Source organism: Nesterenkonia sp. HG001 (assembly GCF_034438835.1).
GTDB lineage: Bacteria > Actinomycetota > Actinomycetes > Actinomycetales > Micrococcaceae > Nesterenkonia > Nesterenkonia xinjiangensis.
Window position 1 is genome coordinate 227,036 of the sequence record NZ_JAOSZD010000003.1, and the last position, 24,840, is coordinate 251,875.

Annotated in this window: 16 protein-coding genes; 7 read left to right on the forward strand and 9 right to left on the reverse strand. The window is 69.2% G+C overall.

All coding sequences use genetic code 11. The features are described 5' to 3' along the window. Positions 1–13: 13 nt before the first annotated feature. From ODE13_RS06560 to ODE13_RS06590, 7 genes are all read right to left on the reverse strand, one after another. Positions 14–799: a sugar phosphate isomerase/epimerase family protein gene (locus ODE13_RS06560; protein ID WP_322478543.1), complete on the reverse strand. Its 786-nt coding sequence runs from the start codon at positions 797–799 to the stop codon at positions 14–16. Further along, on the reverse strand, positions 796–2,775 hold the full coding sequence (locus ODE13_RS06565) for a DUF2264 domain-containing protein (RefSeq protein ID WP_322478544.1): 1,980 nt from the start codon (positions 2,773–2,775) through the stop codon (positions 796–798). Before ODE13_RS06565 ends, ODE13_RS06560 begins: the two co-directional genes overlap by 4 nt. A 230-nt stretch (positions 2,776–3,005) precedes the next feature. Further along, complete coding sequence (locus ODE13_RS06570) at positions 3,006–5,669, reverse strand: glycosyl hydrolase (protein ID WP_322478545.1); 2,664 nt, start codon at positions 5,667–5,669, stop codon at positions 3,006–3,008. Positions 5,670–5,837: 168 nt separating this feature from the next. Then, positions 5,838–7,112: an ABC transporter substrate-binding protein gene (locus ODE13_RS06575; RefSeq protein WP_322478546.1), complete on the reverse strand. Its 1,275-nt coding sequence runs from the start codon at positions 7,110–7,112 to the stop codon at positions 5,838–5,840. 62 nt (positions 7,113–7,174) lie between these two features. Then, entirely contained in the window at positions 7,175–8,458 is a 1,284-nt protein-coding gene (locus ODE13_RS06580; RefSeq protein WP_322478547.1) for an ABC transporter substrate-binding protein, read from the reverse strand. Positions 8,459–8,710: 252 nt separating this feature from the next. Continuing rightward, a complete protein-coding gene (locus ODE13_RS06585; RefSeq protein WP_322478548.1) occupies positions 8,711–11,257 on the reverse strand; it encodes a right-handed parallel beta-helix repeat-containing protein in 2,547 nt (848 codons plus the stop codon). A 138-nt stretch (positions 11,258–11,395) separates the two neighbouring features. Beyond that, positions 11,396–12,712, reverse strand: coding sequence for an ABC transporter substrate-binding protein (locus ODE13_RS06590; RefSeq protein ID WP_322478549.1), 1,317 nt, complete (start codon positions 12,710–12,712; stop codon positions 11,396–11,398). A gap of 160 nt (positions 12,713–12,872) precedes the next feature. Here ODE13_RS06590 and ODE13_RS06595 point away from each other — a divergent pair, with 160 nt between their 5' ends. After that, entirely contained in the window at positions 12,873–13,880 is a 1,008-nt protein-coding gene (locus tag ODE13_RS06595; RefSeq protein WP_322478550.1) for a LacI family DNA-binding transcriptional regulator, read from the forward strand. Between the two features lie 45 nt (positions 13,881–13,925). On the opposite strand, the gene ODE13_RS06600 is transcribed toward ODE13_RS06595, so the two are convergent. Then, positions 13,926–15,194, reverse strand: coding sequence for an ABC transporter substrate-binding protein (locus tag ODE13_RS06600; protein WP_322478551.1), 1,269 nt, complete (start codon positions 15,192–15,194; stop codon positions 13,926–13,928). 235 nt (positions 15,195–15,429) lie between these two features. Continuing rightward, positions 15,430–16,443, reverse strand: coding sequence for a LacI family DNA-binding transcriptional regulator (locus tag ODE13_RS06605; protein WP_322478552.1), 1,014 nt, complete (start codon positions 16,441–16,443; stop codon positions 15,430–15,432). A 107-nt stretch (positions 16,444–16,550) separates the two neighbouring features. On the opposite strand from ODE13_RS06605, the gene ODE13_RS06610 reads away from it, so the two are divergent. From ODE13_RS06610 to ODE13_RS06635, 6 genes are all read left to right on the forward strand, one after another. Further along, the gene (locus ODE13_RS06610) at positions 16,551–17,717 is read left to right on the forward strand and encodes a Gfo/Idh/MocA family protein (protein ID WP_179541289.1); all 1,167 of its coding nucleotides are present in this window, start codon (positions 16,551–16,553) and stop codon (positions 17,715–17,717) included. Positions 17,718–17,764: 47 nt separating this feature from the next. Continuing rightward, a complete protein-coding gene (locus ODE13_RS06615; protein WP_322478730.1) occupies positions 17,765–18,994 on the forward strand; it encodes a dihydrodipicolinate synthase family protein in 1,230 nt (409 codons plus the stop codon). Then, positions 18,991–19,911, forward strand: coding sequence for a sugar phosphate isomerase/epimerase family protein (locus ODE13_RS06620; protein ID WP_322478553.1), 921 nt, complete (start codon positions 18,991–18,993; stop codon positions 19,909–19,911). The genes ODE13_RS06615 and ODE13_RS06620 overlap by 4 nt, the downstream gene beginning before the upstream one ends. Before the next feature lie 117 nt (positions 19,912–20,028). Continuing rightward, entirely contained in the window at positions 20,029–22,104 is a 2,076-nt protein-coding gene (locus ODE13_RS06625) for a DUF6807 family protein (protein WP_322478554.1), read from the forward strand. Positions 22,105–22,197: 93 nt separating this feature from the next. Beyond that, a complete protein-coding gene (locus tag ODE13_RS06630) occupies positions 22,198–23,319 on the forward strand; it encodes a M24 family metallopeptidase (RefSeq protein WP_322478555.1) in 1,122 nt (373 codons plus the stop codon). A 186-nt stretch (positions 23,320–23,505) separates the two neighbouring features. Further along, entirely contained in the window at positions 23,506–24,798 is a 1,293-nt protein-coding gene (locus ODE13_RS06635) for an ABC transporter substrate-binding protein (protein WP_322478556.1), read from the forward strand. Positions 24,799–24,840: the final 42 nt, after the last annotated feature.

Below are 24,840 nucleotides of genomic sequence, written 5' to 3' on the forward strand. Positions count from 1 at the left end.
TCTCTCGTGCCGCTCAGCGCAGCGTCTTCTCGAACCACTGGGCGGTGGCGGCCAACGGCACGGAGATCTCAGGGATGTCCGGGTACCAGGCGCGCTCCCACTCCAGGGAGATCCAGCCCGAGCCGCCGGCCAGCAGCCCTCCGATCTCCTCCAGGGGCAGGTCCCCCTCACCGGTGACGGCAGGCTTCCAGTCCTGGGCCATGGAGGCGTCCTTGACCTGCACGTAGTGCACCCGCCCACCCAGCAGACTGGCAGTGGTGGAGGGCTCCTCGCCGTTGATGAACGGATGCAGGATATCCCAGAGCACCCCGACGCGCGGGTCCTCGCCGAAGGGGGCGAGCAGCTCGAGGACGTCCTCGGCGGTGGGGTGGGAGTCGTGGGTCTCCACCAGGAGCTGGACGCCGGTGGACGTGAGGTCCTCCAGCACGGCCTCGATCCGTCGGTGCGCCGCCTGCCGCCCGGCGTGCGTACCGCCGGGGAAGACCCGCACGGACGGTGCGCCCATCACCTCCGCCAGCCGGATCAGGGCCCGCAGCTCCTCGATGACGGCGTCGTCGTCCTCCTCGGTGCCGCCGCAGACCCGCACGTAGCCGGCCAGACAGGAGATCTCCAGCCCCGCGTCGGTGACATGCCGGGCGGCGTCCCGGGCGGCGCCGTCGCCCATCCCGAGAGTCACCTCCTCGTCGGGGTGCACGCGAAGCTCGACACCGTCGCAGCCGTGGTCGAGCGCGGTGCGCACCGACTCCACCACCGGACGGCCGGGCATTCCCAGGGTGCTGACGCTGAGCTTCCAGCTCATGATCCCTCGCCTCCTTCGTGCCGGCTGACCTCCGCCGGGTCGAAGCGCACCGTGGTGAGCACGTCCTCGTCAGTCCAGCGGAAGGACACTCCTTCGGAGGTCACGGTCAGGTCCACCACGCCGACGGCGGAGTCTCCGGCAGCACCGGCCCCACCGACGTCGGCTGTCCGGCCAGTGTCACCGCCAGCCTCACCTGCGGCAAGGCCTGATGACTCGGCCGCGGGCACGCGGCCGCGCAGCTGCGCCCGGGACACCAGCACCGAAGAGCCGCTCACCCCCGCGCGCAGGCACGGGATCTCGCACCATTCGGCGAAGGCGGTGCCCGCCGGGGAGGTCAGCTGCTCGTGGGCCTCCCAGCCGTGGAGCCCTTCCAGCGTGGAGGTGAGTTCACCGCCAGGGGGCACCGCCCAGCCGGTGTGCTGGACCTCCATCGGGAAGCACACCCCGAGGATCCGATCGATGCGGACCTCCTCGGCCCCGCGGGCGACCACATAGGACTCCAGGCGCAGCCCCGGCATGGCCACCGATCCGCCCGGGAAGATGGGCCGGTGCCAGGAGGCTGCCCAGGCCCAGCCGCCACCGCCGCCGGCTCCCAGCGGGTGCAGACGGCACCGTGCGCTGCTGCGCCCACGGAAGCGCAGCGCCACATGGTTGTCCGGCACATCGCCACGGGGGGTCGGGCCGGTGGCGGTGGAGTAGGCCAGCCGGGAGTACAGCGGATCCTCTCCGCGGGCGTCCTCGGCCTGATGGGGCCGCAGGTGGTCGCTGCCGTGATTGTGCACCCGGACGATGCCGTCCTCACGAGTGGCCTGGACGGCCCAGCCGGTGGACGTCATGCCGAAAGCGACGTCGTGATGATCCAGCGGCCGCTCCCCTTCGGCGGCGCTCCACAGCGGAGCATCGGCGGGCAGCAACAGCCCGATCAGTGACTTGGTGGCCCACAGCGGGGAGGCCGGTCCCGAGTAGGGCTGGACCGTGGCAGGGTGCGGGCCGTGCCAGCCGAGGCTGAGCAGCCCGTGCTCGGTGAAGGCCCCCCGGTCCAGGAAGTACTTCAACGTGGAGTTCAGCAGCCGCTTGGACTCCCCCGGGGGCATCGGAGTGTCTCCGGTGACCGCGCCGAGGGCGACGGCGGCGCCGGCTGCGAAGCGGTAGGTCATCGACCGGCCCTGAAAGAGCGGAGCCCCGTCAGCGCCGAAGAGGTGCCGATACTCCTGGAGGAACTCCTCCAGCCGGGTGCCGTGGATCCCGGATTCGCCGCGCAGGTGGGCGTCCAGCACCGGATAGAGGTGCAGCGCCCAGCCGTTGTAGTGGTCGAAGGCCTGACCGTCGCCGTCGGTGTACCAGCCCTGGCCCCTGTCCCAGGTCTCCAGCAGGTGCAGGGCCCGTTCCTGGGCGGCGGCGGTGAGCTCGTCCCCGCGTCCCACGGACTCCAGGAACCCGGCCACCGAGTAGGGGAACAGGTACCAGTTGTTGGGCGCCGGCACCGAGGTGATGGCCCCGCGCAGCCAGGTCTCCACAGAGTCCTGGACATCCTGGTCGAGCTGATCCCACAACCAGGGCCGCGTCAGCCGCAGGGACAGCGCGACGGAGGCGGACTCCACCATGGGCTGGCCCTGCACATCATGATCCCGGATGGTCAGCCACGGCTCGGCCCCGCGGACTCCGGCCGCTGCCGTCCCTGCTCGCAGACCCTCTGCATAGCGTTCCAGCCAGCCGTGCGGGTCAGCGCCATCGGCGCCACGGACCCGGAAGGCGGCCGCCAGCATGGAGCGGGCGAACCCCTCGAGCCCGTCGGATCGGACCCCGCTGCGCGAGGCCCGGCCAGGAAGGTTCAGGTGCGCCCGGCCCGGACTGGCCCAGCGCCAGGCCGAGCCGACGAGGTGGTCGGCCATGGCCTCCCAATGGGCGCGGGTGTACCCGGTGTACGGGCTGGCGTCGCGGTCCTCCTCCGGGAAGAGGATCCCGGATCCGGGCATGGTGGCTCCTGGCTGGACGACATGCGCTCCACCTGAGGTCATCGCGGGTCCCACCTTTCTCTCGCCTACTTCCATTCGTCTCATGTCAGGAGGCCCAACCGGAAGGCCCCAGCCCCGGCGCCGACCCCGACCCCCGACCCCGACCCGGTTGAGATGGTGTGTTTCGGCCGGAAAGACGCCCCCACGAGCGGAGTTCGGGCGGAAACTCACCGGCTCAACGAGAGGGCGGCTCACTCCACCCGCAGGCGCGGGACGGCCAGCAGCCCGGAGGCGACGTCGGCGAGCGCGAGCTCCAAAGCCTGCATGCCGAATCGGCGTCCGTGATGGGCGCGGGCGGTCTCCACCATGCGGGGCAGCCCCTCGTCGGCGGCGAGCCGATGGCTGGTGACGTTGGCGACCTCCACGCTCAGCTCATGCTCCTGGCCCGGGGTGACCAGGTCGGTGAGGTCCAGACGGTAGGGCGGCCTCCAGACCGTGCCGGCCCGGCGCCCGTCCACATGGACCACGGCGATCACCCCCACAGGGGGCTCCACCTCGGCGCGGAAGGAGGCCTCCATGAGGCCACTGGAGGCAGGATCGGCCAGCTGGTGAGGTGCGGCCTCCCCGAAGTCCAGGATGACCTGCCGGCTCCCTTCGGGGACGGTGATCCGGGTGGTGTACTCGGCGGTGCCGGAGTACATCTGCCGGCCATCGATCTGCTCCCACTGGTGCGGCGGGGTGACCTCGGCGGCCGCGTCCTCGTCCGGGAAGCGCACCTGCCAGGTCTCCAGCTCGACGACGGCGCCGGCCGGAACCTCGGCGGCCTCACGGAAGGACACCGGAGGAAGCGCCTGGGGCGCCTCCTCGCCGTGCTGGATCAGCACAGCGGACTCATAGGCCTCCAGGCGCAGATCCAGGTGCCTGGACCCGTGGAGCGGCAGCGCATGGAATCCCAGCACCTGCCCCGTCTCGGGATCCCAGCGCTCCAGCACGTCCCCGGAGAGGGCTCGCTCGGCGTCGTCCCGGAACCTCAGCCGCACCTCAGCCGGCTCTGAACCCGTGTTGGCCACGAAGTGCACCCGGAGGCCTCCTCCCCCGGACCCGTCCATCTCGAGCTGCCGGGTGGTCACGGCCACAGAGTCGTTGGGTGAGCCGTCCCCCCTGCTCAGGCTCACCGGACCGGCCACCCAGCGGGCGGCCTCGGCGGCGGAGTCCACGGCCACACCCAGATGCGCCTCGCCGCCAAGGTCCAGCACGGCGCCTCCGGCCTCGAGCACCGACCTCAGCCAGGCACGGGTACGCTCCGGGATGTCCCGGGCATAAGGAAGCACCACCACAGGGAACCGCGTGGGCTCCAGGCGGTCGACGGCGTCGTCGTCGAAGAGGTCATAGTCCGCCCCGGTGGTGCGCAGGGCATGGGGCAGCTCGTCTCCGATGTGCCGCCGGGTCTCCTTGTAGAGGTCGGTGCGACCGGCCGCCGCGAAGCCGGCGTAGACGTCCCGGGCGGGCACATAGACCCCGACGTCGGAGAGCCGGCTTCCCTGCCGCATGAGCCAGGAGAGCCGGTGGATCGTGCCCCACAGGGCCGGGGCGGCCGCCCACCACGTGTTGCGATCATCGAGCGCCCCGGAGGCGTAGAAGACCCGACCCAAGGTGCCGTCCTCCGGCCGCGGAGAGTTCGGCCAGCCGTGACCGATGAAGTGGTTGATCCCCATCAGCAGGTGATCCTGGGCCTCGGCGAGGATGTCCAGCGGCGTGGAGCGGTACGAGGGCGAATGCGTCCATGTCCACGCCTCGGAGGAGACGACCTGCTGACCGTAGATCTGCCCGGCGGAGCTGGCCCACCGGCAGGCGGTCACCACGTCCCAGCCCCAGCCTTCGCCCTCGAAACGGTCCGCATGGCGGTAGGAGCTCACGGTCGCCGCGGGGACGCCGTAGCCCTGGATGCGGAAGGGCACGCCCCGTGAGCGTGCCCAGTCGCCGAAGACCCGGATGAAGTTCTCCTCCAGCAGCTCGGTGACGGTGCGGTGATGGTCGGCGCGGAACGCGGCGCCGCCCTGCCCGGGCAGCGTGAGCCGCCAGAGGTGAGGCAGGACGTCGTAGCCACGCCGAGCCCTGAACTCCTGAGGGAAGGACGGCGCCCAGTCGGCGTCGTAGACCTCGAGGCTGTCGCAGAAGACAGTGCCTAGGCGCTCGGCCCCCACCGCGTCGACCAGCGGCTCGGCCACGGCGGCGATGTGCGCCCGTGCGGCCTCGGCCGAGAGGTGGTCCAGCGCCCAGCCCTCGGCACCGACGGCCGCACGCTTGAGCGACTGGCGGGTCAGCCGGGAGACAGCCAGGAGCACCACCCGTGGGCCCCGTCCGGCGGGGATGATGAGCTCCTCGCCATCGGTCTCGAGCGGGCTGAAGGACTCCGGGGTCTCGTGGGCGGTGCCGTCTCCGATGTAGCCGGCGATGAACTCGTCGCCGGGCCAGATGGCAGGGATCGGCAGTCGATGCTCTCCCATCGGGACCTCTTCATGGGTCCAGTTGAGCTTCCGTGCCCCGGTGGTCTCGTCCACATGCGGGCCGCCGTAGGGCCACCCCGAGCCGAGGGTGACGTCGAAGCGCAGCCCTCGCTCCTCGGCCGCCTCGGCGGCGTGCCGCAGATCGGCCAGGAAGGTCTCGGAGAGGAAGCGGTCGGTGGTCTCGCTGAGCGGGTACACGACGGCGACCTCCACACCTCCGATCCCAGCCTCGCGCATCCTGTCCAGGTCCCGGACGATGTCCTCCCGATCGACGTCGGGCCCGAACCACCACCAGCGCATCATCGGGCGTGCGGCGGGGTCGGGGGCGCGGAACCCCTCCAGGAGCTCGGCGCGAGCGGCGGGGGTCGACGTCGTGCTGCGCGGATCTGGGGCGGCGGCCGGGGTCATGAGGGGCTTCCCTTCGGGAGTGGGGGTCGGGTGTGCGGACGTGTTGGAGGGGACGACCTCGCACCAGGGCCGTCCCCTCCAAGAAACCCCGTGGGGTCTCCGTCGCCGGGCGGATCACAGGGACCCGACGACGCGCCTGTGGGGCGGGCGGCTGACGCCCGCCGGATCTCAGCCGAGCGTGGACTCGAACTCGGCGTGCATGGCCTCCGCGGCCTCGGCCGGGGTCATCCGTTCGAAGAACACCTCCGCCTCGTACCGGTGGATGACGTCAGCCAGCTGCCCGAAGCCGGTGGCAGGCACCGGTGCGGGCTCTCCGAGCTCGTCCTCGATCTCATCCATGAACTCGGCGGCGGTCGCGTTGGCCTCGTCCATGGTGTCCATCAGCTGGGGCCGGATCTCGGTGTTGGCCGAGAGTCCGCGGTCTGTCATGTTGATCTCCGCCGAGCGCAGATCGTTGACGAAGAAGTCCAGGAACTCCACCACCTCCTCCGGATGATCGGTGCTGGACGAGGCCGAGACCATGCCGGTGTTGTACCACTGCTGGGCATCGGCGACGTCTCCGGTGGGGCTGGGCAGCCGCAGCAGCTCGAGCTCCTCCCCGCCGGCGTCCTGCAGCGCGCCGAGGAGGTTGGTCCAGCTGAACGCCATCGCGGCACCGCCGGACGCCTCCAGGGACTGGTCCTGCGGAGCGGTGAGCTCCTCCACCATGACCTCCGCCGGAGGGTAGGCCCCTGCTCGGCGCAGCTCATCGACGTAGCTCAGATAGTCCTCCAGGTGCTGGACCTCCACACCGAGCTCACCGTCGGCGTCAGTCAGCTGCACGCCCTGCTGACGGACCCACGCCTGCAGCGACTGCGGCTCGGCCGGCCCGGAGGCGCCGTAGACGCCGTCGAGGCTCTCGGTGATCTCCGTGGCGATGTCCGCGAAGTCCTCCCAGGTCCAGGTGGTGTCGTCCGGCATCTCCACCCCGGCCTCCTCGAAGAGCCGCGGATTGACCACCACCGCCACCGCGTTCACCCCGGAGGCGAGTCCGTAGTACTCGCCGTCGATGCTGCCCGACTCGACGATGTCCTCGGGCATGGCGCTGAGATCGACGTCGGAGAGGTCCAGCAGTGCGCCGCGCTCCCCGTATTCGCGCAGGTACGGGGCGTCCATCTGGAAGATGTCCGGAGCCTCGCCGCCGGCGGCCTGGGTGGCCAGCTGATCCCAGAAGCCGTCCCAGTCGTTGTACTCGATGACGACCTCGATGTGCGGATGCTCCTCCTCGAAGACCTCGATGATCTCCTCGGTGTTCTGCACCCGGGTGTCCGAGCCCCAGAAGGCGAAGCGCAGGGTGACATCGTCGTCCTCACCGTCACCGCCACCACCTCCGCCGCCGCAGGCCGTCAGGCCCAGGGCGGCGACAAGCGCCGCACCGGTCAGGCGTGCCGAACGTGTGCTCATGCCTCTCCTTCTGATGGTCGGTCTGCCGTGCGAGTCGGGCTGCCGCGCTGGACGGACTCAGCTCACTCGAGGATGCGGTTCGCGGCGTCCACGAAGGACTCGCCGGCTTCATCGGCATCCATACGGCCGAAGAAGACGTCCTGGCTGCGCAGCGAGAGCTCGTCCGAGATGCCGGTGAAGCCGACCGGCGGCATCGGCTCGGCGGAGGTGATCTCACCCCCGAGGGCGTCCACCAGCTCGGCGACCACGAGATCCTGACCGTCGACCTCCTCGACGACGGCTTCGCGCACCTCTTCGTTGGAGGGCAGGCCACGGTCCATGAGGTTGTGCATGCCGGCGTCCACCGAGTTGATGAAGTGGTCGATGAACAGCTGAGCCTCCTCCGGATGGTCCGTGCCGGAGGTGGCGCCCATCAGCATCGTGTTCTTGAACCAGAGGCCGTTGTCCTCAGCTTGACCCGTGGGGCTCGGGAAGCGCAGCGGGACCAGCTCCACTCCGGATGCCTCGGTCAGCGCCGGCAGCTGGTTGGTCCAGGACATGCCCATGGCGGACCGATGCGTGGCGATCAGCGAGTCCTCCATGACGGCCGACTCCTCCTCCGCCATCTCGGAGGCGCTGGGCAGCGCCCCCTCCTCGACGAGCTCCTCGAGGAAGGCGAAGTACTCCGCGGCGTCGTCGGCCTCGATGCCGAGCTGACCGTCCTCGGTGAAGAGACCCTTGTCCTGCTGCCGCAGCCAGACCATGAGTGTCTGGGCGATGGGATTGTTGGTGCCGTAGGCCCCGGTCTCCTCCTGGATGGTGGAGGAGACGTCGATGAATTCCTCCCAGGTCCACGTGGTGTCATCGGGCATCTCCACCCCGGCCTCCTCGAAGAGCTCCGGGTTGGCCATCATGACCAGCGCATTCACGCCGGTGGGAATGGCGTACTGGACCCCTTCGGACTGGCCGCCCTCCACGATGGTGGGGTCGATGCCGGAGGTGTCGACGTCGGTGAGCTCCAGCAGCGCCCCGCGGTCCGCGTACTCACGGATGAACTCGTCGTCGAGCTGGACGACGTCAGGGGCGTCCCCGGAGGCGACCTGGGTGGCGAGAGTGTCCTGGTAGCCGGTCCAGTCGTTGAACTCTCCGTCGATGGTGATGTGCGGGTGCTCTTCGGTGAAGTCGTCGATGATCGCCTCGGTGTTGGCGTGGCGGTGGTCAGAGCCCCACCAGGCCACGCGCAGGTGGACCTCTTCGATCTCTCCTGCGCCGTCGGCGCCACCTTCGCCGTCGCCGCCGCAGGCGGTGAGGGCCACAGCGCCGATCACTGCTGCTGCTGAGAGTCTGGCCGGCTTCGTGTGCTTCATGTGCGTCCCCTGGTGTGTGCGGTGAGGTGCGGAGCGGGGGCCGTGCGAAGCATGTGCCACGCGGCCGCCGTCATCAATGGAACGATTCAACTATGCGCTCCGCCCTGAGTGATGAGAGTGACACCAGGCTAGGATGTGACGCACGGCACAGTCAATAAAACGATTCATATCCGTGATGCGGATCTCGCATGGAACGATGCGGCCACGAGATGATCGCCGGGGTGCCGCCTCGCAGCGGCACCCCGGAGAGGCTCAGCCGTGGACCGGGTGATCCACCACGCCCCGACCCTGTCCCTGACCCGGGTTCTCCCCGGGGCCATGGCCCCGGCCGTTGTTGTTGCCTGGACCGCGCGGCGGCGCTCCGACGCCGTCCTCCCCACCCTCGGAGCCGCTGCCGACCTCCGGCAGCAGCTCGATAACCGTGGGCTCCTCGATGGCGCCGATGCGGGCGCCGGTACCCTCGGGGGCGACGTCGGTCAGCTCCAGCAGACCGTGCATCTGCACCGAGCCGTCTTCGCCGATCTCGGGGCGGATGCCGTCGACGTCCATGGACTCGAACCAGTCCTCGGCCACCGCGGCCGGGCGGGAGTCGTCCTCGCCGGCGCGTTGCCCGTCGAAGTAGTTGCTCGGGTCCTGCAGCAGCCAGGTGTCCTCCTGGTCCAGCTGCAGCGAGTCCTCACGGCTGCCCCGCCAGGACAGCGCACCAGTGATCTCATAGGCGGTCTCCGCCGCGTTGGTGTGCAGCTGGATGCCGGACCCAGACATCTCCCCGGAGACCAGCCCGTTGCCTACCGTGGTCACCTCCTCCAGACGGACGTCCGGCCCAGAGTTGGAGGTGACCCCGTGGGAGAGGTTGTTGTAGGAGACAGAATTGCGCAGCAGGTGGTCACCCGGCATGGACTCGCCGCCCAGCTTGAAGCCGTTTCCCTGCCGCAGCACGTCCAGACCCTCTTCCTCGAGCCAGCCGTTGTTGTAGGCCACGGAGTCCTCGATGGTCACCGTGCCGATCGAGCCAGTGGTGGACTTCGCGTAGAGGTCGTAGCCGTCGTCGATATTGTGGTGCGAGATGGTGTGACGGAACACGTTGCCTTCTCCCACCGTGAGCTTCGCGGCGAAGCCGTCGGCGTCGTTGACGTTGGGGTCGGCATTGTTGTGTGACTCCGAGGAGACCACCAGGTTGTGCGAGGGCCACATCTCGAAAGACTCGTGGCCGTTGCCGGAGATCTGCAGTCCGGTGTCCCCGTTGTGGTGGGTCTCGATCCGCTCGATCACATTGTGGTGGCCCTGGATGAGCAGCGGCTTCTGATAGCCCCGGGACCGGGTGATCTCCAGGTCATGGAGGTGCCAGTGGTCGCCCCGCAGCACCAGGCCGCCGCTGGAGGACTCCGAAAGGTCCAGGGTGGCCCGGCCGTGGGGCGAGGACATCAGCGTGATGGGCTCCTCCGCGGTGCCGTCGCGGCCCCGCTCGACGACGATCGCCTCCTGGGGCTGATACGTACCCTCGGCCAGCACGATCTGCTGACCCGGCTGGGCGTAGGCGACGGCGGTAGGCAGGTCCAGCGGGCCCGCCTGGGTCCCGTCGCCGTCGGCATCGCCGTCCGGGGCCACGTGGAGGGACTCCCCCGGGTCGCCGAAGCGGGCCACATGGAAGCTCAGCTCCAGCTCCACCGGATCCGTGGAGGCTAGCTCCTCCCAGTCCTCATAGTGCGGCTGCTCCTCGTCCGGGGTGAGCCGGGCGGTGAAGGAGTTGTCGCCGGACTCCAGGCCGTCGAGCGGCACCAGCTCGCGCTGGCCGGGCTCGAGGTCCACCGTCTCGGTGACCTCCTCGCCGTCCTCGTCGAGGATGACGGCCTCGCCGTAGGCGTCGGCGAGCAGCGGCACCTCGATCTCGGCGTGCGGGGTGGTGCTGGTGATGTCTGTGGACAGGGTTGGCGTCACCTGCTCGGTGGGACGCTCCAGCGGATCCTCGTCGTCATCCGGGTGGATGGTGGTGAAGCTCCAGTCGGTGACGGCGGTGCGAATGTTGCGCGCGGTGAACAGCCCCACGTAGTAGCGCTCGTCGTCCTGGACCAGCAGCATGTCCGGGTCATAGCTGATGGACTCGAACTCCTCGCCGTCGCGATGCCAGATCGCGTGGAAGCCGGTGTTGGACTTCCGCAGGGTCAGCTCGTAGACGTCGCCGGCTTCGAAGCGCGGCGGGTTCGCGTTGTCTCCCTCGACCAGCCCGTCCTTGTGGTGCCAGTCGAAGGCACGGGAGTCGCTCATGTCCCGGTCGGAGGAGTTCTGAGTGGAAGCCTCCGTGTAGCCGTGGACGACCCTCCCGCCGGGAGTGCCGTAGCGGGTGCCGGTCTCACCGTCCAGGCTGGTGTGGAACTTGGCGATCTGGGTGCCGGCGGAGTTGAAGTAGCGGGCTGCGCCGGAGTCAGGGATGAAGTCATCGACGGCGATGAGCCCGAAGCCGGATTGGTTGTCCTTCTGCGCTGCCTCCTGCACCTCGAAGGTGGCCTCGAGGGTGAAATTCTCGGCCTCCGGGTCGATCTCCGTGTAGTGGTACCAGAAGCCGTCCTCGGAGTCAGCGATCTTGCCGCTGTTGCCGACGGCGTCAAAGGTCAGCGTGCCGTCGTCGTGCTCTGTCACCTCACCGCCGGAGCCGACCCCGGCATGGGCGGTGTGCCATCGCTCAACCTCCTCAGGGCCAGTGGGGGCCTCGGGCGATGCGGTGGCGCCGGCCATACTGGTGGCCAGCAGCGCGGAGGCGGTGAGCAGCGCCAACGAGGCGCGGCGACGTGTGGAGTGCATGGATCCCCTCATGGAACGGGCAGAGCGACTCCATGACCCTATGTGTGAGGTGTGTCACGCCTCAATGGGCGAGAGGTCATTCCACAGTGCCGGTTCGACATGCGACGATACGGCTCGGGAATGCACCTGAGCACCCGCCTAGCGCAGCTCGCCCTCCATCTCGCCGACCATCGCCTCGGCGGCGTCAGCCGGGGACATCCGCTCGAAGAGCACCTCGTCCTGATAGCGGTAGAGGATCTGCTGGAAGGCCGATCCGCCCATCGCCGGCACCGGCTCCGAGGGGCCGAGCTCACCCTCGATCTGGTCGATGTACTCGGCCATGGCCAGCTGAGGGCCCTCGAGCTCCTCCGTGACGGTCTGCCGGATCTCGTTGTTCGGCGGGATGCCGCGCTCCGCCATGTCGATCAGCGCAGCCTCCTCAGAGTTCACGAAGAAGTCGATGAACAGCTGCACCTCCTCGGGATGATCCGTGGCAGCGCTGCCGGAGAGGAACATGGAGGACTTGTACCAGGGCGCCGCGTCCTCAGCATCGCCGGTGTGGCTCGGGAAGCGCAGCAGCTCCAGCTCCGTGCCAGTCGACTCGGAAAGCGCCACCGACTGGTTCGACCACCAGGCGCGCATGGCGACCTCCCCGGCGGTGGTCAGCGACTGGTCCGGACCGACACCCTGGTCCTCCGCGAGCGCCGAGGCCGAAGGCGTCGCCCCGGAGTCCAGCAGTTCCGCGATGTACTCGAAATAGCTCTCGGCATCCTCGACGGTGAAACCGAGCTCACCCTCGTCATTGCTCAGATGTCCGCCCTGCTGGCGCACCCAGGTCTGGAATCCGCCGGTCTCGTCGAAGCCGCCGGCGCCCCAGGCGCCGTCGAGGTCCTCACTGAGCTCCACGGCGATGTCCCGGTAGTCGTCCCAGGTCCAGGTGGCGTCGTCGGGCATCTCCACCCCGGCCTCGTCGAAGAGGTCCGGGTTGGCCAGGATGGTGAAGGCGTTGATGCCGATGGTGATCCCATAGAGACCCCCTTCGGTGCGCCCGTTGTCCACGACCGTGTCGTCCATCTGCGAGGTGTCGACCTGGTCCAGGTCCAGCAGCGATCCACGGTCCGCGTATTCGCGCAGGTAGAGCTCGTCCATCTGGATGATGTCCGGGGAGTCGGCGGCGGCGGTCTGGGTGGCGAGCTGGTCCCAGTACCCGTCCCAGTCGCCGAAGTCACCACTGATGGTGATGTCCGGGTGCTCCTCCTCGAAGGCGTCGATGATCTCCTGGGTGTTCTGGTGGCGCGCATCGGATCCCCACCAGACGAAGCGCAGGGTGACCTCATCGTCGTCGCCACCCCCTCCTCCCCCGCAGGCGGTGAGCGCCAGAGCGGCGGCAAGCCCGGCGGTCAGGGCAGAGGTCCCGCGACGTCGGCGCGGCTGCAGCGTCCAGGCAGGTCTGGCGGCGGAACGGCGGTGTTCCATGGTGTCCCCCTATGGTGTGATCGTTCACCTTGTCCTGACAATCTAGGGTGACATGCCTCACAGGTCAATGATGGTGTCACAGCCCAACTATCCCCGAAGAGATGTGGGAAGGTCCCGGATATGCTGGCCACGATCTCCGTCAACGTGCCGAGGAGTCCACATGAGTCGTCGCCCCACCGGTCGGCCGACGGTCTGGCAGGTCGCAGAGCGCGCGGGCGTGTCCGCTCAGACCGTGTCGCGCTACCTCCGGCGCGACGGCGGCTTTCGCACACGAACCGCCGAAAGCATCGAGGCTGCCATCACCGAGCTGGGCTATCGCCCGAACCTGGTGGCCCGATCCATGCGAACTCGTCTGACAGGCGTCCTCGCACTGGTCATGCCCCCGCGGATCCAAGCCGTCCCCACGCGCTCCGTGATGGCGGCCGCCGACGTGGCACACCAGGCCGGATTCGCCCTGGAGATCACCCTGACCGAGGGGGCCCCGGAAGACCGGGCGCGCGTCGTGGAGGATCTCGTGGACTCAGGCCGCGTCGAGGGGGTCCTGTCGTTCGGCTCCATCTCGGGCCTCGCAAGCCATGGCCCGACGGCGACCTCCTGCGCGCTGCACATATTCGACCACTTCGATGCCGACTTCCGCGGCCAGGGCCCGCTGGCTGACAGCACATTGGTCGGGGGCATCATCGAACACCTAGCCGAGCTCGGACACCGCCGATTCATCCACCTGGCGGGCCCCCAGGAGTGGACCACCGCTGCCTCGCGACGACGCGCCTATGACGAAGCGATCGCTGCGCTCGGCCTGACATCGCGTGGCGTCAAGGAATGCGGATGGTCTGTCACCTCAGGCCATCAGGCGATGACCTCACTTCTGGACCTGGACGCGACGGCCGTCGTCTCAGCCAGCGACCACATCGCGATCGGCGCCATTCGGGCAGCCTGGGAAGCAGGCTTGAGCACTCCCGAGGATCTCAGCGTCACGGGATGGGACGACCTTGACGTCAGCCACGCCCTCGTCCCCTCCTTGACGACAGTGGCCGTCGACAGAGAAGCGCAGGGTCGATTCGCGATGCAGGCACTCCTGTCCCGCGTCACAGGGAGACCATGCCCCGAGGAGCTGCAGGAGATCAATGAGCTGATTATCCGCGAGTCAACAGGACCCGCGCCCTCCTGAGCGACCGATCTCTCCCGGGCACTGCGAGCATGTGGATCATGCAGTTCACGAGAGCTGAGCGGAGGCTTCTTCGACCAATGAACGCCCAGCCTCATCGGGGCTCAGCCGACCAAAGATGACCTCGAGCTCATATCTCGCCAACACTGAACTGAAATCAGACCCACCCTCTGGCGTGATCGGCTCCGGTCGGCCAAGGTCCGACTCGATTCCGTCGATATAGTCGAGCGTCTCAGCAGCCATACCGCTGAGATCCTCCGCGACCAGCTCGCGCATCTCCTGGTTCGGCGGGATACCGCGCTCCACTCCCACGATTTCCGCTGCGGATTCTGAATTGACGAAGAAGTCGATGAAGTCCTGCACCTGCTCAGGATGATCTGTGCCGGCGGACGCCGAGAGGTACATCGACGATTTGTACCAGGGCTCGGCATCCGCGGCGTCGCCGGTGAAGCTCGGGTACCTCAAGATCTCCAGGTCACGATCCGCAGCGGCGGACAGGGCCACAGCCTCGTTGCTCCACCACGTGGAGATCGCCTGCTGACCCGTAGCCGCAAGGGACTGCTCCATCGTGCTCCCCGCGTTCTCCTGGATGAGTTCAGCCGGGGGCAAGACTCCGTCATCCATGAGGGTCTGGAAGTATTGGAAATATCCGCTGGCGTCCGAGGCCTCAAAGCCAAGCTCTCCCGCGTCCGTGGCCACGCTCCTTCCTTGTTGACGCATCCACGTCTGGAAGGCACCCATGCCACCTGGGATGGAGGTCCCCCAGGCATCCTCGTGCTGCTCGGTGATCTGCGCGGAGATGGACGCGTAGTCCTCCCAGGTCCATGTCATGGGATCGGGAAGCTCGACCCCCGCCTCATCGAAGACCTGCGGATCGGCGACGAGCACCTGGGCGTTGATCCCCATGGTGACGGCGAACTGCTGGCCGTCTACCTTCCCGTTCTCTACGGCCGCCTCGTCATGCTTGGTCAGATCGATGCCCTCAAGCTCCAGCAGGGAGCCGCGATCTGCGTACTCACGCAGGTACTGTTCATCCATCTGGATGATGTCCGGAGCCTGGCCTCCCGCCGTCTGGGTGGCCAGCTGATCCCAGTGATCGTCGAACCCGCCATACTCCGCACTGATCGAGACCCCCGGATTCTCCTCCTCATAGGCTTCGATGACCTCTTCCGTGAGGGCATGACGCGTATCCGAACCCCACCAGAGGAAGCGGAGCTCCACATCCCCCTCCTCCCCTGCGGAGTTTCCGCACCCAGCCACCAGCAGGGCAGTCACGGCAACGATCGTCACGCCTAGTCCATGGGTCGTAGTCTTCATGCCGCCACCTTTCACCAGGCCTGCCTTCTGCGCCTTGCGAAAGCAAACGTTATCGATAACATTTAGTCGCCGTTACGCTATATGAGATCTTCATCACACGTCAATGCATGGACGCAGAAGGATCGAGGGGGCGCAAGCGGGGGCCCGTCCCGCCAGCCCTGACGAGCATCTCGGAGCCCACGAGGCGTCAGAAGTCCCGGAACATCCTGCGGTGCAGGCGGCCGAGGGCGGGGGCTCAGTCCAGCCGGGTGGAATCGCGCAGAACGGGCGTGCCCTCCACGACCATGCGGCGCTCCGCCTCGCCGTTGTTGAGCGTCATCGATGCCGTCATGCGGCCGATCTCCTCCAGCGGCAGCCGCACCGTGGTGATCGAGGGGAACTGGTCGCCCAGCGTGGGGATGTCGTCGAAACCGGCCAGCGCGACGTCGTCGGGAACGCGCAGACCCGCCGCCCGGATCGCAGCCATCGCGCCCAGCGCCATGACGTCATTGACGCAGAACACGCACAGCGGCGCCGACGAGGACGCCACAACGCCCGAGCTGATCAGCTCACTCATCATGAAGTAGCCGCCGTCGCGGGTGAAGGTGCCCTCACGGACCACCTCAGGGACGACGCCGGCCGACTTCAGCTTGGCCAGGAACCCTGCCGAGCGCTGGGCGGAGGTGGAGAGCTCAGCCTCGCCGCCGAGCACCGCGAACCGCCGATGTCCGAGCTTCAGCAGCTCCGCGGCCAGGGCAGCGGCCCCGCCCTCGTTGTCGATCTGCACGCCCCCGGCACTGGGAAAGGGCTGGCCGATCATAGCGACCTTGCCGCCGTTGTCCTGATAGGTCTCCAGGACCTTCTGCAGCAGCGCGTCGTCCTGCGTACCCCGGGAACCCGCAAGAAGTATCGCGTCAGTCCGATAAGACATGAAAGCACGGACAGCTTCGATCTCGGCGGCGGCCTCGCGCTCGGTGGAGGCCAGCATGAGCTGCACCCCGGTGCCGGCCAGGCCACGCTGTGCGCCGCGGGCGATCGAGGAGAAGTACGGGTCCGCGATGTCATGGACGATCAGCCCCATGAGCCCTGCCGAGGATCGGGCAAGCGCTTGCGCCTGCGCATTGGGAAAGTACCCGAGCTCCTCGGCCGCAGCACGCACGCGGTCGGCGATCTCAAGCTTGGGCCGGCGCGTGGATCCGTTGAGAACACGCGAGGCCGTGGACTGGGAGACCCCTGCGGCTTTGGCCACATCAGCCAGGCGGACAGCCATCTGACGCTCCTACTGTGACAGTTGACACACACTTTCCCTCGATACTACCGTGGAAAGCGCATTCCGACCTCATCGGCCCGCCACCACCTTCAAGGAGCCCCGATCCCATGACCGAGCCCCGCGTCCTCCGCATCGCCATGAACGGCATCACCGGCCGGATGGGCTACCGCCAGCACCTGCTGCGGTCCATCCTCCCGATCCGCGACCAGGGCGGCATCACACTGCCCGACGGCTCCCAGGTGACCGTCGAGCCGATCCTCATCGGCCGCAACGAGGCCAAGATCAAGGAGCTCGCCGCCACGCACGACGTCGAGCACTTCACGACCGACCTCGACGGCGCCATCAACGACCCCTCCATCGACATCGTCTTCGACGCCTCGATGACCTCCCTGCGCTACGCGACGCTCTCCAAGGCCATCTCCGCCGGCAAGCACGTCTTCACGGAGAAGCCCACCGCCGAGAGCCTCGAGGAGGCCGTGGCCCTCGCATCCCAGGCCAAGTCCGCCGGCATCACCGCCGGCGTCGTGCATGACAAGCTCTACCTCCCCGGCCTGGTCAAGCTGCGCCGCCTGGTGGAGGAAGGCTTCTTCGGCCGCATCCTCTCGCTGCGCGGCGAGTTCGGCTACTGGGTCTTCGAGGGAGACCACCAGCCCGCCCAGCGACCCTCCTGGAACTACCGCCTGGCCGACGGCGGCTCCATGACCACGGACATGTACTGCCACTGGAACTACGTGCTCGAGGGCATCATCGGCAAGGTCAAGTCCGTGACCTCCAAGACCGCCACCCACATCCCGAAGCGCTGGGACGAGAACGACAAGCCCTATGACGCTGACGCCGACGACGCCGCCTACGGCATCTTCGAGCTGGAGACCCCCGAGGGCGACGAGGTCGTCGGCCAGATCAACTCCTCCTGGGCCGTGCGCGTGTACCGCGACGAGCTCGTCGAGTTCCAGATCGACGGCACGCACGGCTCCGCCGTCGCCGGGCTGAACAAGTGCGTGGCCCAGCAGCGCGCCCACACCCCGAAGCCCGTGTGGAACCCCGACCTGCCTGTCACCGAGTCCTTCCGCGACCAGTGGATGGAGGTGCCCGCCAACGCCGAGCTGGACAACGGTTTCAAGCTGCAGTGGGAGGAGTTCCTCGCCGACGTCGTCGCCGGCCGTGAACACCGCTTCGGCCTGCTCTCCGCCGCACGCGGCGTCCAGCTGGCCGAGCTCGGGCTGCAGTCCGCCGCCGAGCGCCGCACCATCGACATTCCGGAGATCACCCTGTGAGCACCCTCAGCACCGAGACCCCCGTGGCGAACGCGCAGGCCGCCGGCCTGCCCACGCTGACCCTGCCCACGCTCGAGGGCGGCACCGCCGAGTACACGATGACCGGCCAGGCCGACTCCTCGCTGGGCCCTTTCACCCGCCCTGAGAAGCCGCTGACCTCCCGGAAGGTCTATGCGGCCGCCCACGTGGTGCCGGTGATGACCGCCGACAACGCCCCCGGCTCCCCCGCCCAGCTGGACTGGGACGCCACCCTCGCCTACCGCCATGAGCTGTGGTCCTACGGGCTCGGCGTCGCCGACGCCATGGACACCGCCCAGCGCGGCATGGGCCTGGACTTCGAGGCCACCAAGGAGCTGATCCGCCGGTCCGCCGCCGAGGCCGCCTCGGTCGTCGACGCCGGCACCTACCCCGCCCTGGCCGGTCGCACCGTGCGCGACCTAGTCGCCTGCGGGGCCGGCACCGACCAGCTCGACCCCGCCACGGTGGAGCCCGGCGAGGCCGGGGTCAAAGCCGTGCTGGACGCCTACCTGGAGCAGCTGGAGGTCGTCGAGGCCTCCGGGGCGAAAGTGATCCTCATGGCTTCCCGCGCCCTGGCGAAGGTCGCCTCCAGCCCCGAGGACTACCTGGGCATCTACTCCCATCTGCTCCAGGCGGCCCAGCAGCCGGTGATCCTGCACTGGCTGGGTCCGATGTTCGACCCGGCCCTGGCCGGCTACTGGGGCTCCGACGACGTCGCCGCCGCCACCGAGACGTTCCTGACCCTGATCCGGCAGAACCCGGCGAAGGTCGACGGCGTCAAGGTGTCGCTGCTCGACGCCGAGCACGAGACCCAGCTGCGCGCCGCGCTGCCCGAAGGGGTGCGGCTCTACACCGGGGACGACTTCAACTATCCGGAGCTGATCGACGGCGACGAGACCGCCTACTCGGATGCGCTGCTGGGCATCTTCGCCGCCATCTACCCGGCGGCCTCAACAGCCCTGCAGGCCTACGACGCCGGCGACGCCGCCCGCGGCCGGGCGATCCTGGACTCCACCCGGGAGCTGGGCAAGCACATCTTCTCCGCGCCCACGCTCTACTACAAGACCGGCATCGCCTTCCTCGCCTGGCTCAACGGGCACCAGGCCGGCTTCCAGCTGGTCGGGGGCCTGCACTCGGGACGCTCGCTGCCGCATCTGGCGCACACCTTCGTGCTCGCCGATCAGGCCGGCCTGCTGACCGACCCGCAGCTCGCCGCCGAGCGGATGACCACGCTGCTGAAGACTGGAGGCGTCTCATGAGCTTCGACCTGTCACTGAACACCGGCACCACCCCGAAGCTGTCCCTGCAGGAGGCGGTCGACGCCGTCGCCGCGGCCGGGCTGCGGCACATCGGCCCCTGGCGGCACCTGCTCGAGCAGGCCGGAGGGGCGGAGAAGGCCGCGCAGATCATCTCCGTCGCTGGCCTGACCGCCACTACGCTCTGCCGCGGCGGCTTCCTCACCCCGGCCGATGCCGAAGGCCGGTCCGCCGCGCTGGAGTCCAATCGGGCGGCGATCCGTGAGGCCGCGACGATCGGCACCCGTGAGCTGATCATGGTCGTCGGGGGGCTCCCCTCGGCCGCGCACCTGCTCGGCGGGACGGGAGACCGCGCCGACAGGTCCGTGGTGGACGCCCGGGCCCGGGTGGCCGACGGGATCGCCGAGCTGGTGCCCTATGCCGCCGAGCACGACGTCCGCCTGGTGCTGGAGCCCCTGCATCCGATGTATGCCGCCGATCGCGCGGTGCTCTCCACCCTGGGCGAGGCACTCGAGATCGCAGCGCCGCACCCGGCCGAGACGGTCGGCGTCGTGGTCGACACCTTCCATGTGTGGTGGGACCCGCAGCTTCAGCAGCAGATCGCCCGCGCCGGTCGCGAGGGTCGGCTGGCGAGCTACCAGGTGTGTGATTTCAACCTGCCGATCGCCGATGACGCGCTGAAGTCCCGCGGGATGATGGGCGACGGTCATGTGGACTTCCCGACGATCTCCCGCTGGGTGGCCGACACCGGGTACACGGGGCCGGTCGAGGTGGAGATCTTCAACCGCGAGATCAACGACCAGGACGCCGCGGTGACCCTGGAGACCATGAAGGAGCGCTACGCCGAGCTGGTGGAACCGTTCCTGAGGGCTGCGTCCGCGGACGCCTCCTCTGCACCCACCTCATCCGCCACCGTCTGACCACCTCATCCGTCGAGTGGCCATGAATCACGGAACCTCCTGCCTGACACGCCGTGTCGGGAGGGCAGATACCGCGATCCGTGGCCACTCGATGCGTCTGTCACTCCAAGGAGAGCCATGACTGCTGAAGGAACCACCCCGACGTCGGTGCTGCTGGTGGGCCTGGACGGCTTCGGCCGCCAGCATCTGCGGAACCTGAGGCGGCTCTCCGAGCTGGGCCGGGCCAGGCTGATCGCCGGCGCCAGCTACAGCGACCCCGGGCCCGAGGTCCGCGGGGACATCCCGGTCCATAAGACCCTCGCCGAGGCACGCGAGGCCGGGCACCGTCCCGACGTCGTGATCATCTCCACCCCGATCAACACGCATCATGACCTGGCGCTGGAAGCCCTGGCGATGGGCGCCGACGTGCTGCTGGAGAAACCCCCGACGGCGACCTTCGCCCAGTTCGAGGACCTGCTCGCCGCGGCGGAGCGTGCCGGACGGCGGGTGCAGGTGGGCTTCCAGTCCATCGGCTCCCACGCCCTGCCCGCCCTGGAAGAGCTTCTCAGCACCCCCGAGGCCCCCGGCGGCATCGGTGAGCTGCGCGCCGTCGGCGCCACCGGGCTCTGGCTGCGCCGAGAGGCCTACTACGCTCGGGCTCCCTGGGCGGGCCGCCGCGTGCTCGACGGAGTCCAGGTGGTCGACGGCGTGGTCACCAATCCGCTGGCCCACGCGGTGCGCACGGCCCTGCACATCGCCGGGGCCCGCGACGCCGACGACGTCGCCGGACTCGCCACCGAGCTGCACCACGCCCACCGCATCGAGGCCGATGACACGTCGATCGTCTCGCTGCGCACCACCGCCGGGATCCCGGTGACCGCCGCGCTGACACTCTGCGCTCCGGAAGACCACCGGCCGCCGTGGGTGACGATCTACGGCACCGAGGGGCAGGCGCAGCTCTACTACACCGAGGATCGCCTCGAGATCACGCCCAACCGCGAGGCTCCGTTCAACGCGGGCGAGGCCGGACGTCCGCGCACAGTGGAGTTCGCCCGCACCGACCTGCTGGAGAACCTCCTGGACGTGCGCGAGGGCAGGGCCGAGGCGCTGCTCTCCCCGCTGCGCGAGGCCGGGGCGTTCATGCGGGTGCTGGAGGCGGTGCGCACGGCGGAGGACCCGGCACCGATCGAGGAGCGGCATGTGCAGCAGGTGGACTCCGGGCCCGAGAGGCACCCGGTGATCCCGCACATCGAGGACTACCTCGCCCGCGCGGTGAAGGCTCCTTCGACCTTCTCTTCGCTCGGCGCCCCCTGGGCCGCTTCCGCCGCCGCTAGCGGTGAGCTGAGCCTGCCCGGAGGCCCGACGATCGCCCAGCTCCGCACCGGGGAGGACATCTCCCCCACTGACTCCCCGCGCCCCTTCCTGGACCAGGTGCGGACCCGGGCCGGCGTCGTCGTCACCGACCAGCAGCCGCTGGACCACACCTGGCATCTCGGCGTGAACGTGGCCCTGCAGGACGTGGACGGCACCAACTTCTGGGGCGGACGCACCTACGTGCGCTCCGCAGGCCGCTACATCTGGCGCGACGACCACGGCCGCATCCTCACCCGCGCGCAGCAGATCGACGATGTCGACGACGGCCAGCGACTGACCCAGCAGCTGGAGTGGCTCGACCGCTCCGGGGAGGCGCTGCTGCGCGAGGAGCGGACCGTCACCGTGACCGCCCGGGACGAAAGCGCCTGGGAGCTCGACGTCGCCTTCGCTCTCACGCCTGCGGTGGAGCGGCCCGTCTCGCTGGGGAGTCCGGGCTCCAACGGGCGGCTGGGCGGCGGCTACGGCGGCTTCTTCTGGCGGCTGCCCTCCCTGGCGGACGCGCAGATCTTCACGGCGGAGGCCTCCGGAGAGGAGGCTGTGCACGGCAGCGTCAGCGACTGGCTGGCGGTCTCCGGGCGGTTCGGCTCCGTGCACGGCCCGGGCGACGCGACGTTGGTGCTGGTCTCCACGGACGAGGATCCCTGGTTCGTGCGGCACGCCGGCTACCCCGGGGTGGGCATGTCCCTGGCCTGGGACTCCCCGGTGCTGGCCGCTCCGGATGAGCCGGTGGCACGCCGGGTGCGGGTCGCCGTCGTCGACGGCCTGCTGGACCGTGCGGAGGCCGCCGCACTGGGAAGCGGACTGTCGGCAGAGCTGACCGCGACCCGCATCTCACGATGACTCCGCACTGTGGGCCCTTGTGATCGCTGATCGTCGCTCATCAGGGCCCACACCGCGGAGGCAACGCCGATCACATCGACCACGAGGAGAAGCATGACCCCTGAGCAGGAGTTCCACGCGAAGCACGCACGTCTGACAGCCGTCCTCGAGGAGGCCGGGGCCGACGCCCTCGTGCTCTCCACCGCGGGCTCGCTGTCCTGGCTGCTCGCAGGGGCACGGGTCCACATCAGCCTGGCAGGCCCACCGATCCTGCGCGCGGTGGTGCACCGTGACGGGGTCGCGGTGGGGGTGTTCAGCAACGAGTCGGCACGCATCCGCGAGGAGGAGCTGTCACCTCTGGTTTCACTCCTCGACGACGGTACGGTGAGCCTCCACGAGCTGGACTGGTACGCCGACGTCGACGACGTCCGCGCATGGCTCCCGCAGGCCGCCGGCTGGACGCTCACCGGCGAATCCGCCGCCGCCCTGCCGCTGCGCAGCGCCCGCGCCTCGCTGCTCGAGGTGGAGGTGGAGCGCTACCGCGCGCTGTGCCGGGCCTCCGCCGAGGCGCTGACCGATGTGCTCGGCGAGGTCACCCCGGAGACGACCGAGCGGCAGCTGGCCGCGGCCCTGGCGCCACGGATCATCGAGGCCGGGGCGGACCCGGTGGTGCTGCTGGTCAACGGGGAGTCCCGGGCGGTGCACCGCCACCCGCTGCCCACCGATGCGCCGCTGGGCCGCCGGGCGATGGCTGTGGTGTGCGCGCGTCGGCAGGGCCTGATCGCCAATGTGACCCGCTGGGTCGGGTTCGGCGACGTCGTCGCCGGAGAGGAGGAGATGGACGCCCGCATCCTCTCCGTGGAGGCCGAGGCCTTCGCGGCGCTGAGCCCGGGCGCCCGGCTGGAGTCCGTGCTCGGCACCCTCAAGGAGTCCTATGTGCGCCACGGCTTCGCCGCCGATGAATGGACGAAGCATCATCAGGGTGGGGCCGCCGGCTACGAAGGCCGTGACCCACGCGTCTTCCCCGGGGTCCCGGACCTGATCCATGAGAATCAGGCCTTCGCCTGGAACCCGACCGGCTGGGACCGGCAGCTCGGCCTCGGGGCGAAGGTGGAGGACACCGTGGTGCTGCGCGCCGGGACCGACGGGGGCCGGATTGACGTACTCAGCGTGGACGAGCGCTGGCCCACCGTCGAGGTGGCCGGCATCGCCCGCCCTGCGGTGCTGCGCCGCTGAGCCTGACCGGCCCCGGATGGGGCGGCGGCGCGACCAGGGGCAGCTCGGTCGGCATCCCACGATGCCGCACCGACACCGTCGATCCCAGCCCTGGCCCTTGACGGTCCCCAGGAGTCTCACTAACGTCGTGGTCCAACACCTCTGAGAAACCGGTTTCTCAGCACCATGACGCGGATGGAGACCATCATGTTCACCCCCATCACCTGCCCCGCCCCTCGGGGGCCACGCGCCGCGGCCCTCGGCCTCGCCGTCGTCGTCGGGCTGACCGCCTGCGGCGACGGCGGAACCACGCAGGGGTCCGACGACGACGTCACCCTGGAGTTCGCCTTCTGGGGATCCGACTATCGGCTGCAGCTCACCGAGGAGATTATCGAGACCTTCGAGGCCGCCCACCCGGGGATCACCGTGGAGGCCGCCTATGGTGACTCCGGATACTGGGACCAGATGGCCACCCGCACCGCGGCCGGGGACATGCCCGACGTCGTGCAGATGGACGACAAGTACCTGCGCGAATACGCCGACCGTGACGCGCTGATGGAGCTCTCCGGGGTGGACGTCGACGGCCTGGACCCGGACATCGTGGACAACGGCCGCACCGAGGACGGCCTCTACGGCGTGACCATCGGCATCAACTCCTTCGCCCTGGTGGCCAATCCGGACCTCTTCGACGAGGCCGGAGTGGACATGCCGGACGACTCCAGCTGGACCTGGGACGACTACCGGGACATCACCGTGGAGCTCAGCGAGAACCTCGACGACGGCTGGGGCGCGGTCTCGCTGAACCAGCCCGGCGCCTTCCAGGTGTGGCTGCGGCAGCACGGCGCCCACCTGACCACCGAGGACGGCGAGCTCGGCTTCGATGAGGAGCTCGCCACCGACTACTTCCAGTACTTCCGCGACCTCATGGACGACGGCGGCATGCCCCCGGCCGATGCGCTGTCCGAAGACATGGAGCTGGGCCCGGAGCAGTCCCAGGCCGGGCTCGGACACGCCGCGCTGAGCGGCTGGTGGACCAACGAGCTGCCCACCCTGGCCAACGCGAGCGGCGCCGAGATGGAGCTGCTGCGCTTCCCGTCCGAGACCGGACAGGCCGAGGACCACGGCATGTGGTTCAAGTCCTCCATGCTGCTCTCCGCCTCCTCCGACACAGAGCACCCCGAGGAGGTCCAGGCGTTCATCGAGCACTTCATCAGCTCCGAGGACGCCGGCCTGATCTCCCTGACGGACCGCGGCCTGCCGGCCGACGAGAACGTCCGCGCCGCGGTGCTGGACGAACTCGAGGGCGCGGACGCGCGCTCCGCGGAGTTCCTCCAGGACATCGAACCGGAGCTCGGCGAGCCGGAGCCGGTGCCCGCCATCGGGTTCTCCACGATGCGCGAGACGCTCTTCCGCTACGAGTCCGAGGTCTACTTCGACCGCCTGACCCCGCAGGAGGCCGCCACGGAGATGATGGCCGAGATGGAGTCCTCCCTGCAGTGACCCACCGATCCGGGGCGGGCGCCTGAGCGGTGCGTCCCGTCC